The organism is Bradyrhizobium sp. USDA 4502 (assembly GCF_054063355.1).
This window is the reverse complement of sequence record NZ_JBSSGF010000001.1, coordinates 2888365-2901981: the sequence shown is the minus strand read 5'-3', so window position 1 is coordinate 2901981 and position 13617 is coordinate 2888365. Positions and strand designations below refer to the sequence as shown.

The 13617-nt window shown below is 65.3% G+C and carries 16 protein-coding genes; 11 read left to right on the top strand and 5 right to left on the bottom strand.

What is annotated here, in order from left to right; translation table 11 throughout:
• Window positions 1-10 precede the first annotated feature (10 nt).
• The 5 genes from ACVW1B_RS13220 to ACVW1B_RS13200 all read left to right on the top strand — a co-directional run bounded on the left by ACVW1B_RS13220 (window position 11) and on the right by ACVW1B_RS13200 (window position 3494).
• Entirely contained in the window at window positions 11-268 is a 258-nt protein-coding gene (locus ACVW1B_RS13220; RefSeq protein ID WP_057018491.1) for a hypothetical protein, read from the top strand.
• 164 nt (window positions 269-432) lie between these two features.
• A complete protein-coding gene (locus ACVW1B_RS13215; protein ID WP_028332081.1) occupies window positions 433-1722 on the top strand; it encodes a hemolysin family protein in 1290 nt (429 codons plus the stop codon).
• A gap of 121 nt (window positions 1723-1843) precedes the next feature.
• The gene (locus ACVW1B_RS13210; protein WP_018271570.1) at window positions 1844-2443 is read left to right on the top strand and encodes a formyltransferase family protein; all 600 of its coding nucleotides are present in this window, start codon (window positions 1844-1846) and stop codon (window positions 2441-2443) included.
• Window positions 2444-2635: 192 nt separating this feature from the next.
• Entirely contained in the window at window positions 2636-2995 is a 360-nt protein-coding gene (locus tag ACVW1B_RS13205) for a hypothetical protein (protein WP_076828571.1), read from the top strand.
• 121 nt (window positions 2996-3116) lie between these two features.
• Entirely contained in the window at window positions 3117-3494 is a 378-nt protein-coding gene (locus tag ACVW1B_RS13200; protein ID WP_256559005.1) for a hypothetical protein, read from the top strand.
• A 70-nt stretch (window positions 3495-3564) separates the two neighbouring features.
• Here ACVW1B_RS13200 and ACVW1B_RS13195 read toward each other — a convergent pair whose 3' ends face one another.
• Window positions 3565-3963 carry a RidA family protein gene (locus ACVW1B_RS13195; RefSeq protein WP_057018605.1) on the bottom strand — a complete coding sequence of 133 codons (399 nt, stop codon included), beginning with the start codon at window positions 3961-3963 and terminating at the stop codon, window positions 3565-3567.
• A 231-nt stretch (window positions 3964-4194) separates the two neighbouring features.
• On the opposite strand from ACVW1B_RS13195, the gene ACVW1B_RS13190 reads away from it, so the two are divergent.
• Entirely contained in the window at window positions 4195-5070 is an 876-nt protein-coding gene (locus ACVW1B_RS13190; RefSeq protein ID WP_456780589.1) for a DMT family transporter, read from the top strand.
• Between the two features lie 81 nt (window positions 5071-5151).
• Here the strand turns inward: ACVW1B_RS13190 and ACVW1B_RS13185 are convergent, their stop codons facing one another.
• Together ACVW1B_RS13185 and cysK are read right to left on the bottom strand one after the other, a co-directional pair.
• Complete coding sequence (locus ACVW1B_RS13185) at window positions 5152-5391, bottom strand: BrnA antitoxin family protein (protein ID WP_050400483.1); 240 nt, start codon at window positions 5389-5391, stop codon at window positions 5152-5154.
• 18 nt (window positions 5392-5409) lie between these two features.
• Complete coding sequence (gene cysK, locus ACVW1B_RS13180; protein WP_456780590.1) at window positions 5410-6384, bottom strand: cysteine synthase A; 975 nt, start codon at window positions 6382-6384, stop codon at window positions 5410-5412.
• A gap of 224 nt (window positions 6385-6608) precedes the next feature.
• Here cysK and ACVW1B_RS13175 point away from each other — a divergent pair, with 224 nt between their 5' ends.
• On the top strand, window positions 6609-6824 hold the full coding sequence (locus ACVW1B_RS13175) for a hypothetical protein (protein ID WP_028332087.1): 216 nt from the start codon (window positions 6609-6611) through the stop codon (window positions 6822-6824).
• 9 nt (window positions 6825-6833) lie between these two features.
• On the opposite strand, the gene tgt is transcribed toward ACVW1B_RS13175, so the two are convergent.
• Window positions 6834-7967 carry a tRNA guanosine(34) transglycosylase Tgt gene (gene tgt, locus ACVW1B_RS13170; protein ID WP_456780591.1) on the bottom strand — a complete coding sequence of 378 codons (1134 nt, stop codon included), beginning with the start codon at window positions 7965-7967 and terminating at the stop codon, window positions 6834-6836.
• Between the two features lie 249 nt (window positions 7968-8216).
• Between tgt and ACVW1B_RS13165 the strand changes: the two genes are divergently transcribed.
• The 4 genes from ACVW1B_RS13165 (at window position 8217) to ACVW1B_RS13150 (ending at window position 12370) form a co-directional block, all read left to right on the top strand.
• On the top strand, window positions 8217-9350 hold the full coding sequence (locus tag ACVW1B_RS13165; RefSeq protein WP_456781915.1) for a patatin-like phospholipase family protein: 1134 nt from the start codon (window positions 8217-8219) through the stop codon (window positions 9348-9350).
• A gap of 96 nt (window positions 9351-9446) precedes the next feature.
• The gene (locus ACVW1B_RS13160) at window positions 9447-10208 is read left to right on the top strand and encodes a TetR/AcrR family transcriptional regulator (RefSeq protein ID WP_253608676.1); all 762 of its coding nucleotides are present in this window, start codon (window positions 9447-9449) and stop codon (window positions 10206-10208) included.
• Between the two features lie 262 nt (window positions 10209-10470).
• Entirely contained in the window at window positions 10471-11088 is a 618-nt protein-coding gene (locus ACVW1B_RS13155) for a PepSY domain-containing protein (protein WP_057018499.1), read from the top strand.
• Window positions 11089-11332: 244 nt separating this feature from the next.
• The gene (locus tag ACVW1B_RS13150) at window positions 11333-12370 is read left to right on the top strand and encodes an aspartate-semialdehyde dehydrogenase (protein WP_057018500.1); all 1038 of its coding nucleotides are present in this window, start codon (window positions 11333-11335) and stop codon (window positions 12368-12370) included.
• A gap of 167 nt (window positions 12371-12537) precedes the next feature.
• Here ACVW1B_RS13150 and queA read toward each other — a convergent pair whose 3' ends face one another.
• Window positions 12538-13614, bottom strand: coding sequence for a tRNA preQ1(34) S-adenosylmethionine ribosyltransferase-isomerase QueA (gene queA, locus ACVW1B_RS13145; protein WP_253608677.1), 1077 nt, complete (start codon window positions 13612-13614; stop codon window positions 12538-12540).
• Between the last annotated feature and the right edge of the window lie 3 nt (window positions 13615-13617).

Sequence of the window (13617 nt, the reverse complement as noted above, 5' to 3'; positions counted from 1 at the left end):
ATTTGGCGGCATGACCCAGCCCGACGTGTTTGATCAGAAGGTTCTGGATCAGAACATTCGCGAACTGCAGGAATGGCTGCGCAAGGCCTGGCAGCAACTCGCGGACCCCTCACTCACCGCCTTCTCCCGCCGCGAATTGCGCAACCAGATGAAGCAATGCAACGCGGATTTGCGCGTGCAACTGCAAGCCGCCTCCAAACGCATGCTGATGCAGCCCGCCTCGTCGGGCAGGAGGTTCGCCAAGCCGGCGCTGCGGATCCTCGCCTAGGACATGATGCCAGCGCGCCAAAATGCCGCGATCTCTTGCCGCATGCTGGCCATACGCACCCTCTGCTTGTGCAGCAACGCCCGACAAGGCACAGCAAAACCGCTCCGGTATGCCTATATTGGGCGTCGTGTAGCGGCCAACTCCGCCAATGTTTAGGGACTCCCGTGTTATATCTGGAACTTGCGATCGTGGCGGTCTTGATCGTCGTCAACGGTCTGTTGTCGATGTCGGAGCTCGCGATCGTCTCCTCGCGTCCGGGGCGTCTTGCGGCGCTGGTCGAACGAGGCGTCAGCGGTTCGCGCCGCGCCCTTGCACTGGCCTCCGATCCAGGCAAGTTCCTCTCCACGGTGCAGATCGGCATCACGCTGATCGGCGTGCTGTCGGGCGCCTTCTCGGGCGCAACGCTTGGCCAGCGTCTGACCCAATGGCTGCTTGAGCTCGGCGTGTCCGCAAGCATCGCGGACGCGGTCGGCGTCGGCCTCGTCGTCGGCGTGATCACCTATGCCTCGCTGATCGTCGGCGAGCTGGTGCCGAAGCAGATCGCCTTGCGCGATCCCGAGTCGATCGCGGTCAAGGTCGCTCCGGCCATGACCATGATGGCGCGGCTGTCGCTGCCGCTGGTGTGGCTGCTCGACCGTTCAGGCAAGCTGCTGCTGTGGGTGCTCGGCCATCGCGAGGATGCACAGGACCGCGTCAGCGAGGACGAGATCAAGACGCTGGTGGTGGAGGCCGAGAACGCCGGTGTGCTCGAGCCCGGCGAAAAGGAGATGATCGCCGGCGTGATGCGGCTCGGCGATCTGCCGGTCGGCGCAGTGATGACGCCGCGCCACGAGGTCAGCCTGATCGACCTCGCCGCCCCTGCGGCCGAGATCCTGGCGACGCTGCAAAAGAGCAGTCACTCGCGCTGCGTGGTGTTCGACGGCAACCGCGACCATGCCCTCGGCATCGTGCAGGCCAAAGACGTGCTCGACGTCTACCTCGCGGGCCAGACGCCCGACATACGCGCGCTGACGCGCGATGCGCCGATCATTCCGGAGACCGTCGATGCCCGCGACGTGGTCGCGATCCTGCGCGACTCCAGAGTGCATATCGGCCTCGTCCACGACGAGTACGGCACCTTCCAGGGCGTCGTCACCAGCGCCGATATCCTCGAGGCCATCGTCGGCGCCTTCCACACCGAGGAAGGCCCGGCCGAGCCTGCCTATGTCCGGCGCGCCGACGGCTCCTATCTGATCTCGGGCTGGATGCCGGCGCTGGAATTCAGCGAGCTGCTCGGCATCACGCTGCCATCGCCGCGGCCCTACCAGACCGCGGCCGGCTTCCTGCTGCATGAATTCGGCGCGATCCCCGATGTCGGCGCGAAAACCGCCGCGCAGGGCTGGGAATTCGAGATCGTCGACCTCGACGGCCGGCGCATCGACAAGGTTTTGGCCAGCAAGCAGCCGGCGGCCTGACATTTGCCACCCGGCCGTCCTGTTGATAAGCGGCAAGACAGCGAAACAGGCCGCCGCGGTGTGCTATCGGCATAGCGGCGGCCCGAGCAATCCCCGAGTAAACCCCACGGAATAGATCCCCATGCGCATTACCCTTGTCGGTTCCCGCCATTTCGGCGTGACGACCCTGAACATGCTGCGCGAACACCACGTCACGCTGGTCAGGGTGGTCGTCCATGACGGCGAGGACCGGCTCGCGGCAGCAGCCAGGGCGGCCGGCATCGAAGTCGTTGTCCAGGCCGATCCCAAGCTGGTGACGGCCGCCGAGATCGCGCCGGACACCGACCTGATCGTGACCGCCCACAGCCACGCCCGGGTCAGCAGGGAGGCGCTTGCCGCGTCCAGGCTCGGCGGCATCGGATACCATCCGTCACTGCTGCCGCGCCACCGCGGCATCGCGGCGGTGGAATGGACCATCAAGGAAGGCGATCCGATCGCCGGCGGCAGCATCTATCACCTCGCCGACCGCATGGACGCCGGCGCCATCGCCGCGCAGGACTGGGTGTTCGTCAAGAAAGGCGAGACCGCCCGCGAGCTGTGGGAGCGCGCGCTGGCGCCGCTCGGTTTGCGTCTGCTCGCCCAGGTCATCGACTATGGTAAGGTCAACGGCTCGCTGCCGGCCAAGGTCCAGGATGAGCAGTTTGCGACCAAGGCGCCGAATCTGAGCCCTGGCAAACACTAACCCGAGCTAGGGTACATGAATACCTCGTTCGAAAAAGCCATGCTCGGATTTTCCGTTCCTGATCCGGAACCGAATTCACCATGATGTGTTTGGGTTCACAGGAACATTTGGGGCTCCCGCGACGCAGCAAATTTTGAACACATTGTGACAGGATAAGCCGCGTCATCACACGAAATTACAGGGATTTGATTCATGCGTTCGATCCGCATTCGCGACCTGATTTTGGTCACTTCGGTCGCCTCGGCTGCCGCCCTCACCGCTGCTCCCGTGTCCGCTCAGCAGCCTTATGACGGGCTTTGGAACGTCACCGTCGTCACCAAGACCGGCAGCTGCGAACCATCGCAGAGCTCGACCGTGACCGTCGCTGAAGGAAAGATCTCGGCACAGGGCGCGGCGATCTCCGGCACCGTCGGCAGCGGGGGACTTGTGCGAGTCTCGATCAATGGTGCATATGCGAACGGACAACTCAGTGGCAACTCCGGATCGGGGAAGTGGAATGGGGCATCAGCTGGCGTACCCTGCAGCGGCCGATGGGAAGCATCCCGTCAGTAAGATCACCAGCCTAGCAAGTTTCTTTGCCATCGCGCGGCGGCCAGCATTTGCAGCCGCCGCGTTTTTCGTGACCGCACTCTCGAGCACCACGGGCCATGCCCAGTCCGGCCCGTTCGCCGGCATGGCGGGCACCTGGTCGGGCGCCGGCTCGGTTACGCTGGACGACGGCTCCAGCGAGCGCATCCGCTGCCGGGCGACGTATCACGTCGGCGGGCCCCGGATGACCATGAGCCTCACCTGCGCAAGCGACGCCTACAAGTTCAACCTGGCGGCCGATGTGCAGGCCGAAGGCAGCGCGGTCAGCGGCAATTGGAGCGAGTCCAGCCGCAATGTCAGCGGCTCGTTGCAGGGTCGCGGCGGCGGCGGCAACTTCCAGGTCGTTGCCAGCGCTCCCGGCTTCAACGCCGATATCTCGATGCGCACCAGCGGCAACAAGCAGGCGGTCACGATCAGGGCCGACAGCCAGTTCCGCGGCGCCAGCATCACGCTGTCGAAGTAATCGATCCGCGCTCCAACGTGGAAAGCCCTCGGGTCATCCCCGAGGGCTTTTTGTTTACGCCCCAGCGGTGCTATGCCGCAGGCACGAATGCCGTGACCTCGATCTCGACCTTGGCGCGCTGATCGACCAGCCCGTCGATATAGAGCAAGGTGGACGGCGGGAAATTGCGCCCGAGCGTCTCCTTCCACGCCGCGCCGATACCGGCGCCCGCGGCCTCATATTCGCTGCGGCTGGTCAGGTACCAGGTCAGGCGGACGATGTGCTCGGGGCCAGCGCCGGCTTCGTTCAACAGCTTGATGATGCGCTTCAACGCGGTGCCGACCTGGGCGGCCATCTCGGGGGCGTAGTCGCCCTTCTCGTCGCCGCCGGTCTGCCCCGCCAGCACGATCCACTTGCCGGGCGCGTCGAACGCGACACCGTGCGAGAAGCCGCGGGGTTTCGACCATTCGGCCGGTTGCAAGACGCGCATGAGCAGATCCTCCTTTTTGGCGTTCGTCATTCCGGGATGGCTCGCAGAGCCAGACCCGGAATCTCGAGATCCCGGGTTCGCCCGTTTCACGTGCGCCCCGGGATGACAGCGTAGTCGATGCTGCTTAGCAGAGATCGCGTGGGTGACGCATCACCGCGCAGACGGAATTGCGCGTTGCAAATTCATGGCAGCTCGCCGATACCGGGCACCCCTCCTCCGCCGTTCCCCGTCATGGATCGCACGCCCTCAAAGACCCGCGCAGCATTGTGGATGTCCGGCTGGCTCGCGCTGATGCTGATCGTTGCGGTGGCCGGCCGCGAGGCGACGCGCGAGGTCAACGTCATCCAGCTGATGGCCGTGCGCGGCGTGCTCGGCTTCGCGATGCTCTATCCGCTGATCCACATGAATGGCGGGTTTGCGATCGTGAAGACGGCACGGGTGCACGTCCATATCGTGCGCAACCTGATCCATTTCTGCGCGCAGCTCGGCTGGTTCTTTGCGCTGACATTGATCCCGATCGGCCAGGTGGTCGCGATCGAGTTCACGATGCCGATCTGGACCGCGATCCTCGCGGCGAGCTTTCTCGGCGAGTGGATGACGCGGTGGAAGATCGTCGCGATGGTGCTTGGCCTGGTCGGCGTGTTCGTGATCGTGCGGCCGGCGGCCGGCGCGATCAATCCGGGCCAGCTGATCGCGCTCGCCGCGGCGGTCGGCTTCGGCATCTCGGTCGCCGTGGTCAAGTCGCTGACGCGGACCGAGCAGACGCTGACGATCATGTTCTGGATGCTGGTGGTGCAATCGCTCGCGAGCATCGGGCCTGCGCTCTATGTCTGGACCTGGCCGCCGCTCTCGACCTGGGGCTGGCTCGCCGTGATCGCGTTCTGCGGCACGTTCTCGCACTATTGCATGGCACGCGCCCTGCTCCACGCCGACGCGACTGTCGTGATCCCGATGGATTTCGTCCGCGTGCCGCTGACGGCGATCGCCGGTTGGCTGATCTATGCCGAAAGGCTCGATGTTTACACGGTGCTCGGCGCGGCCATGATCCTGGCCGGCAACCTCATGAACCTGAAACCGACCGCAAGGAAGCCGGCGCGCGCGAGGTGACGCTCGCGTCGCGCCGCAGCCAGCGCGGCCGCGCCCGCCAGAGCCCGGGGATCGTCCCGGGCCTCCCGGTTTCGAAAGGTGTTACTTTCCGGCGGCCTTGCGCAGCGCCGCGTTGATGCGGTCCTGCCAGCCGGGGCCGCCCTCCTGGAAATACTCCAGCACGTCCTGATCGATCCGCAGCGTGACCTGCTCGCGGACGCCGGGGACAGCGACGGTCTTTGGCACCGCGTCCGCGACCTTGGTGGTGGCGCGCTTGAACGCCGCCTCGGCTTCGCTGCGGGCATCGTTCAGGGTTCGCGGTCGCCTCGGCTGGTCAGCCATATGCTGGATTCCTGTGTCTCAGATTCCTTCAAACAGTACCGTAGAGAGATAGCGCTCCGAGAATGACGGCACAATCGCCAGAATGGTTTTGCCGGCCGCTTCCGGCCGCTTGCCGATCTGCAAGGCGGCAGCGATCGCGGCACCCGACGAGATACCGCCGGGGATGCCTTCGTTGCGCGCCAGCTCGCGCGCGGTCTCGATCGCGGTCGCGCTATTGACCTTGACGATCTCGTCGATCACGGAGCGGTCGAGGATGTCAGGGATAAAGCCCGCGCCGATGCCCTGGATCTTGTGCGGCGTGTGCTGGCCGCCCGACAGCACCGGGCTCTCTTCCGGCTCCACCGCGACGACACGCAATGATGGCTTGCGCGGCTTCAGCACCTGGCCAACGCCCGTGATGGTGCCGCCGGTGCCAACGCCGGCGACGAAGTAATCGATGTTGCCGCTGGTGTCGTTCCAGATCTCCTCGGCGGTGGTGCGGCGATGGATCTCGGGATTGGCGAGGTTCTTGAACTGCTGCGGCATGACAGCGTTGGGCGTCGTGCGCACCAATTCCTCCGCGGTCGCGATCGAGCCCTTCATGCCCTGCGCGGCCGGGGTCAGCACAATCTCCGCGCCGAGAAAGGCCAGCATCCGCCGCCGCTCGATCGACATCGATTCCGGCATGACGAGCTTGAGCCGATAGCCGCGCGAGGCCGCGACATAGGCAAGCGCAATCCCGGTGTTGCCCGAGGTCGGCTCGATCAGCACGGTGTCGGCGTTGATGATGCCGGCCTTCTCCATCGCCACGATCATCGCCGCGCCGATGCGGTCTTTCACGCTGGCTGCCGGATTGAAGTATTCGAGCTTGGCGAGGATCGTCGCGTTGACGCCAGCCGCCTGCGGCAATCTGCGCAGCCGCACGATCGGCGTAGAGCCGATCGCATCGACGATGGAGTCAAAGACGCGGCCGCGTCCGGGTTGCACTGCACTCGTTGTCGACGGCGCGTCCATCAAGCGGCTCCTGTAGCGGATGTGCTGGGAATATGCGGTCTTGTCTCATTAGAAGCAGCGCACCATGGCGCGCAAGTGAGAAACCGCCGCAACGCGAATTCGTTGCATCGCAAAATAGAACCTGCGCAAATAACGTAAAACCTACGCATTTGTGTTGCGACAAGGTCAAACAAATGGGTTTATATACTTTCGTCAGGTGCAGCTCAGAACGCAAAGGAGGTCACATGCCAGCTCTCGCTGAAGTTCTGTCGACCACAGCGTCCAGGCCCGATCCGCGCGGCTGCGATTTGCCGACCTGTCCGGTGTGTGCGGACTCCATGGTGGCGGCGGAAGCCTCCGCGTACCTGTTCGACAATTTGATCAGTTATCTCTGGACCTGCGACAACTGCGGTTACGGGTTCGTTACCAAACACGCGGTGAAACCGATCGTGTGCAACTGATCACACAGCTCATCTTGGAGCGATGTCACCGCGCGCCCAACCGGCGCGCGTTTTCGTTCTGAAGTCCTCGAACGTGCCGTTCGCCACCGCATCGCGGATGCCCTGCATCAGCTGCTGGTAGTAGGCGACGTTGATTTCGGACAGCAGCATTGCCCCAAGTGTTTCGCCTGATCGAACCAGGTGATGCAGATAGGCACGCGAATAGCCGCTCGCCGCCGGCCACGGGCTCTCTTCATCGAGCGGGCGCGGATCGTCGACGTGCCGGGCGTTGCGCAAATTGATCTGCCCGAAGCGGGTGAACGCCATGCCGTGGCGTCCGTTCCGTGTCGGCATCACACAGTCGAACATGTCGACGCCGCGCGCTACCGCCTCGAGGATGTCCTCCGGCGTGCCGACGCCCATCAGATAACGCGGCCGATCGACCGGGAGCGCCGGCGCGGACTCCTCGATCATCGCCAGCATCACCGCCTGCGGCTCGCCGACCGCGAGGCCTCCGATCGCGTAACCGTGAAAGCCGATGTCGGTCAGCCCGCGTGCGCTGGCGTGCCGCAAATCCGGGACGTCGCCGCCCTGTACGATGCCGAACAGCATGTAGCCGTCCGGCGCCGCCTCGAACGCGCGCTTGGAGCGTTCGGCCCAGCGCAGCGACAACTGCATCGCGCGCTCGATGTCGGCGCGCTCCGCCGGCAACCGCACGCATTCGTCCATCTGCATGGCGATGTCGGAGCCGAGCAGCCGCTGCACCTCGATCGAGCGCTCCGGCGACAGCTCGACCTTGGTGCCGTCGATATGCGAGCGGAAGGTCACCGCCTTCTCGGTCACCTTGCGCAGCTCCGACAGCGACATCACCTGGAAGCCGCCGGAATCCGTCAACATCGGGCCGCCCCAGCCGGTGAAGCGCTGCAGGCCGCCAAGTCCGGCAATGCGCTCGGCGCCCGGGCGCAGCATCAGGTGATAGGTGTTGCCGAGCACGATATCGGCGCCCGCATCGCGCACCTCGCGCCAATGCATGCCCTTCATCGCGCCCGCGGTGCCGACCGGCATGAAGGCGGGCGTCCGCACGAGGCCGTGCGGCGTGGTCAGGCGCCCGGTGCGGGCGGCGCCGTCGGTCGCCAGCAGCTCGAAATGATTGGGAAGAGTCATGCGGCTGCTTATTGCGTGTCGCCGGTGCCCGATCAACCCGTCGGATAGCGGCCCTCGCGCGACTTCGTGAACGTGGACAACCGGCTGGACGCTTGCCTTGCATCATCAGTCCCGTTAAATAAAACGAAACCGTGTCGTTTTATGACGACAATCTGGCAACCGGCTTCCCGCAGCGACGTCGATCCGCGAACGTGACTGGCAGAGATGGTCTTACCCCCTAGCGTCCAGCGCGCCGGCGCCGGTCTTCGGATGACGGATGCCCGCGCGATCCGGCAAGCGATCCTGCTGTGCGGCCTCGCCTTGGCGCTTTCGGCCTGCAGCTCGTTGCCGCGGATGTCCTACACGGCCGCCGACGCCGCCAATTCGCGGGTGCTCGACCTCGATGGGCTGCGCCGCTATGCCGACGAGCCGGCGTCAAAATTCAAGTTCGAGAAGCGCAGCGTCGCCCCAATCACGAGCTACCTCGCCCTCTCCGGCGGCGGTGCCGACGGCGCCTATGGCGTGGGCGTCCTCAACGGCTGGACCGCGGCCGGCAACCGCCCGGCCTTTTCGGTCGTCTCCGGCGTCAGCACCGGCGGACTGATTGCGCCCTTTGCCTTCCTTGGCCCGCGCTACGACGACACGCTGAAGGAGGTCTACACTTCGGGCATCGCGGAAAGCCTGCTGCAGGACCCCAGCCTGATGCGGGTGCTGTTCGGCTCCGGGCTGTTCGGCAACAAGCGGCTGCGCGAACTGGTGGCGCGTTACGTCGGTCCGGACATCCTGAGCGAGGTGGCGCGCGAAAACGCCAAGGGCCGAAAGCTCCTGATCGTCACCACCGATCTCGACACCCAGCGCACGGTGATCTGGGACATGGGGCGAATCTCCGCTGTCGGAACGCCCGAGGCGCTGCAGCTGTTTCGCGACGTGATGGCCGCCTCCGCCAGCATCCCGCTGGTGTTTCCGCCGATCATGATCGACGCCGAAGGCCAGGGCCGCCGCTTCCAGGAGATGCATGTCGACGGCGGCGTGACCGCGCCGGTGCTGACATTGCCGGATGCGCTGCTGTTCCGCGAGCGCGGCTGGCCCGCCAACAGCCGCATGAACATCTACATCCTCGTCAACAAGAAGCTCGAGGGCAACTTCGAGCTGGTCTCGAACTCGACGATCGAGGTCGCCTCCCGCAGCATTTCCGCGATCACGCAGGCGCAGACACGCTCCGTGATCCTCTCGACCTATGACTTCGCCCGGCGCAACCGGCTGGGTTTCCATCTGTCCTACATCGAGCGCGACTATCCGGCTCCGGAATCGCAGGGCTTCGACACCGCCTATATGCGCGCGCTGTACCAGTACGGATACGACAAGGCCGCCGCTGGGCAGGCCTGGACTGCGACGCCCCCTTAAGCGGCCTGCTCCTGGTACCGCCGAATGGACGAATCCGCACGGCGCGGGTTATAGACCGGACAGACCCGTCCGATGCACAACGAGATGAATGGGCAAATGGGATTGACGGCAACCAAGGCCAAGGTGGCCAAGCGCGGCGTGATCAAGTCACGCGGCGGCCGGCCGACGCGGGACGCTGCGATCGAGCGCGACCAGCGGCTGATCGAGGTCGCCACCCGCCTGTTCCTCGAGCGCGGCTTCGATGCGACGTCGATCGACGCGGTGGCCGAGGCCGCCCGCGTCAGCAAGCCCACGGTCTATGGTCAGTATGGCGACAAGCGGGGCCTGTTCGCCGCGGTGCTCCGCCGCGAGATCGCCCGCTGGCTTGCCCCGCTCGCCGCCGCGGCGGCCGAAGCGCAGGCCGGCGGCAACTGCGACGGTTCGGTCGAGGAACGGCTGACCGAGCTCGGACGCCAGCTATTGGTGCTGAATTGCAGCGCCGACTCCATCGCTTTCAGCCGGATCCTGACCGCGCAGGCAATTAATTTCCCCGAGGTCGCCAAGCTTGCCGTCGACGAGGGCTGGTCGAAGGCGGTATCCACCACGGCGGATTTCTTCGACCATCTGGTCCACAAAGGCGCCCTCGACCTCGAGGACACCACGATCGCGGCCGAGACATTCCTCAACATGGTGGTCGGCCACACCCACCGGATGGCAACATTCGGAATTCCGATCGACATGAAGACCGCCGAGACCCGGATGGAAGTCTCGATCCGGCTGTTTCTCGCCGGCGCCGTCGGGCCGCAGGACCGGCTTCGCGATGCGGCCAAAGAGGCGATCAAGGAAGCGACGAAGGCGCGCCGCCGCCCGGCCCGCTGACAGTTTTAGGATCGTTGCATCGCCTCACACGTTGTCGTGATGAGCCTTGAAGGAAACAGAACGAAACCGTATTGTTTAGTTGCAATGAGACGCGGAACCCAAGTTCAGCCCCCCAACGGTTTCGTGTCGCCTTGTCACTTCGATCGTCACGACGGAGCTGCCGCCATCGCTCCGTCTGAACGTTCGGCGGCCGACCTCTGACTAACAAAGGTCGGCCGCACTTTCTCTGCCCGGGCGGCGGTTCGACGCGACGGATGCGACCATGACGACGGGACGATTACACGCACTGCGGCATTGGGCATTCGGCACGCGGCTGCTGGCAACCGCGCTCATTGCCCTGCCCTTCGCGACGCCGGCGCACGCGATCACGAGCTCAACGGCTGCAGCGCTTACCCCGCAGGATAACGACACCGCGCTCGATGCGCACACGGTTCGCCGCGAGCTCGACAGCTTCCAGGCGGCCCAGATCTCGCTGCGCAAGGCGATGGCGATTGCGGAGGCGCTGCATTCCGGTTCGATAACCGCCGACATCAGCTTCGACGGCGCGTCGGAGCCTGCGGTCTACCGGGTCAAGACCATGCAGCAGGACCGCATCTGGCGGCACGCCATTGACGCGGCGACCGGCGAAGTGGTGGGTGGCGAGGCCGCCGCGCCGCTGAAGTCGCTCGGCACCGAAGACCGTGACAACCTCGCCGTGCTGAGGGCGCTCCGGCATCGCCTCGCCGACGCCGTGCGGGTGGCCGAGCGCACGACCTCCGGAAAGGCGATCAGCGGTGGCCTGATGCGCGAACGCGGCAAGCTCAATTTCGTTATCGTCGTGCTCGCCGGCAGCGACCTGAAAGAGGTGATCCTCGAACCGCCCGGCGCGCGCAGGCGCTGAGGCCGGCGCGGCACTCGCCAAGTTTTCTCTCGCCAAGTTTTCGCCCAAAAGCCGTTGACGGACGCCGATCTGTCCCGCATAAGTCCGCTCCATGATCACCGCGACCAAACGCACCAGCAAAACCACCAAGCCCTCCGGGGCCTCGGGAGGCGTGCGCGCGTAGTCGGTCGAACCGCATCATCTCTACCCGAAGCCCCGCCTGATGAAGGTCCGGGGCTTTTTTGTTGCCTGAAATACAACTCGAATGGAGGACAAAGTGAGTAACGATCCCGTCGTCGCGATTGTCGGCGTCACCGGTGCCGTCGGCGCCGAATTCATCGCCACCATGGACAAGCGCGGCTTCCGCGTCGGCAAGCTGAAGGCGCTGGCGAGCGCCCGCTCGGCCGGCAAGACCATCAGCTTCCGCGGCAAGCCGATCGTGATCGAGGAACTGACCGAGCGCGCCTTCGAGGGCGTCGACATCGCGCTGTTCTCGGCCGGCAGCGGCATCTCCAGGAAGTTCGCGCCGCTTGCGGTGAAGTCCGGCGCCGTTGTGGTCGACAATTCCTCGGCGTTCCGGATGGATCCGAACGTGCCGCTGGTGATCCCCGAGATCAACGCCAACCGCATCCGCGACCACAAGGGCATCATCGCCAACCCGAACTGCGCCGCCATCACCGCGCTGGTGCCGCTGTGGCCGATCCACCAGAAGAACCGCATCAAGCGCGTGATCATCTCGACCTACCAGGCCGCGAGCGGCGCCGGCGCAGCTGCGATGGAGGAGCTCGTCGAGTCCACCCGCGCCAATCTCAACGGACAGGTCTACACCCCGAAGGTGATGCCGCACCCCTACGCCTTCAACCTGTTCAACCACAACACGGCGATCGATCCGGAGACCGGCTACAACGACGAGGAGACCAAGGTCATCAAGGAGACCCACAAGATCTTCGAGGACGAGAAGATCGCGGTCGGCGTTACCTGCGTGCGGGTGCCGGTGCTGCGCGCGCATTGCGAGTCGATCACCTTCGAATGCGAGAAGCCGATCACCGAGGACCAGGTGCGCGCGATGATGGCGCAGGCGCCGGGCGTCAAGGTCGTCGACGATCGCGCCAAGAACTACTTCCCGATGCCGATCGACGCCTCCGGCCAGGACGACGTGCTGGTCGGCCGCATCCGCAAGGATCTCAGCGACCCCAGCGGTCACTCGATCTCGATGTTCGTCGCGGCCGATCAGTTGCTCAAGGGCGCCGCCCTCAACGCGGTGCAGATCGCCGAGCTGCTGCCCGAACGCGCGATGGCGTGAATGCAAGAACCGTCATCCCCGCGCAATGGCGCAGCCATTGTCGCTGGAGGAGTCCGCGCGGCGGGCGTCTCGAAGGATGCATCGGCCCCAGTCGGGCCGTCGCCCTTCGAGGGCCGCTGAAGAAGCGGCCGCCTCAGGGTGACGGTGAAGCAGCCGTGCTTGCGGAGCTAGCCTCGCGCGCGAAACAGCAAACACGCATCGCCATACGAATAGAACCGGTAGCCGTCCCTGATCGCATGCGCGTAGGCGCCCTGCATCGTCTCGAGGCCGGAGAAGGCCGAGACCAGCATGAACAGCGTCGAGCGCGGCAGATGGAAGTTGGTCAGCAAAATATCGACCGCGCGGAAGCGGTAGCCCGGCGTGATGAAGATCGAGGTTTCCGCCGCAAACGGCTCGATGGTGCCGTCGGCATTGGCGGCGCTTTCCAACAGGCGCAGCGACGTGGTGCCGATCGCGACGATCCGGCCGCCTTTTGCGCGCGCGGCATTCAAGGCGGAAGCGGTCTCGGCGGTGATGCAGCCCCACTCGGCATGCATCTTGTGCTCCGAGGTCTCCTCGGTCTTCACCGGCAGGAAGGTCCCTGCCCCGACATGCAGCGTCAGGCGGTGCAGCTCGACACCGCGGCTCTTCAGCGCGGCCTCCAAGGCCGGCGTGAAATGCAGCCCCGCCGTGGGCGCTGCGACCGCGCCCTCATTGGCGGCGAACATGGTCTGGTAGTCGCTGACGTCCTTCTCGTCAGGCGTGCGCTTGGAAGCGATGTAGGGTGGCAGCGGCGTGGCGCCGACATCGGCGATCGCCTGGTCGAGCACCGGACCATGGAACGAGAATGACAGCGTCACCTCGCCCTCCTGCCCCTTGGCCTCGACCTCTGCATCGAGATTGCCGAGCAGGCACACCCTGCCCTCATTGCCGAAGCGGATGGTGTCGCCGGGGCTGAGCTTCTTCGCCGGCTTCACCAGCGCCTGCCAGCGTGAGCCGTCGAGCCGCTTGATCAAGGTCGCCTCGATCTTCGGTTCGGTGTCGCGCCCGATGCGGCGGCCCTTGAGTTGCGCCGCGATCACCTTGGTGTCGTTGACGACGATCTGATCACCCGGCTCCAGCCACTGCGGCAGGTCGGCGATCGCGGCGTCGCGCAGCACGCCGTCCGGATGCACCACCAGCATCCGCGCGGCATCGCGCGGGTTCGCGGGGCGAAGCGCGATGCTTTCCGGGGGCAGTTCGAAGTCGAAGAGGTCGGTGCGCATGGC

Excerpts from the sequence above, each read along its gene's own strand:
- ACVW1B_RS13220 (WP_057018491.1), top strand. The coding sequence starts at position 11 with ATGACCCAGCCCGACGTGTTTGATCAGAAGGTTCTGGATCAGAACATT.
- ACVW1B_RS13210 (WP_018271570.1), top strand. The coding sequence starts at position 1,844 with ATGCGCATTACCCTTGTCGGTTCCCGCCATTTCGGCGTGACGACCCTG.
- ACVW1B_RS13205 (WP_076828571.1), top strand. The coding sequence starts at position 2,636 with ATGCGTTCGATCCGCATTCGCGACCTGATTTTGGTCACTTCGGTCGCC.
- ACVW1B_RS13200 (WP_256559005.1), top strand. The coding sequence starts at position 3,117 with ATGGCGGGCACCTGGTCGGGCGCCGGCTCGGTTACGCTGGACGACGGC.
- ACVW1B_RS13195 (WP_057018605.1), bottom strand. The coding sequence starts at position 3,963 with ATGCGCGTCTTGCAACCGGCCGAATGGTCGAAACCCCGCGGCTTCTCG.
- ACVW1B_RS13190 (WP_456780589.1), top strand. The coding sequence starts at position 4,195 with ATGGATCGCACGCCCTCAAAGACCCGCGCAGCATTGTGGATGTCCGGC.
- ACVW1B_RS13185 (WP_050400483.1), bottom strand. The coding sequence starts at position 5,391 with ATGGCTGACCAGCCGAGGCGACCGCGAACCCTGAACGATGCCCGCAGC.
- cysK (WP_456780590.1), bottom strand. The coding sequence starts at position 6,384 with ATGGACGCGCCGTCGACAACGAGTGCAGTGCAACCCGGACGCGGCCGC.
- ACVW1B_RS13175 (WP_028332087.1), top strand. The coding sequence starts at position 6,609 with ATGCCAGCTCTCGCTGAAGTTCTGTCGACCACAGCGTCCAGGCCCGAT.
- tgt (WP_456780591.1), bottom strand. The coding sequence starts at position 7,967 with ATGACTCTTCCCAATCATTTCGAGCTGCTGGCGACCGACGGCGCCGCC.
- ACVW1B_RS13165 (WP_456781915.1), top strand. The coding sequence starts at position 8,217 with ATGACGGATGCCCGCGCGATCCGGCAAGCGATCCTGCTGTGCGGCCTC.
- ACVW1B_RS13160 (WP_253608676.1), top strand. The coding sequence starts at position 9,447 with ATGGGATTGACGGCAACCAAGGCCAAGGTGGCCAAGCGCGGCGTGATC.
- ACVW1B_RS13155 (WP_057018499.1), top strand. The coding sequence starts at position 10,471 with ATGACGACGGGACGATTACACGCACTGCGGCATTGGGCATTCGGCACG.
- ACVW1B_RS13150 (WP_057018500.1), top strand. The coding sequence starts at position 11,333 with ATGGAGGACAAAGTGAGTAACGATCCCGTCGTCGCGATTGTCGGCGTC.
- queA (WP_253608677.1), bottom strand. The coding sequence starts at position 13,614 with ATGCGCACCGACCTCTTCGACTTCGAACTGCCCCCGGAAAGCATCGCG.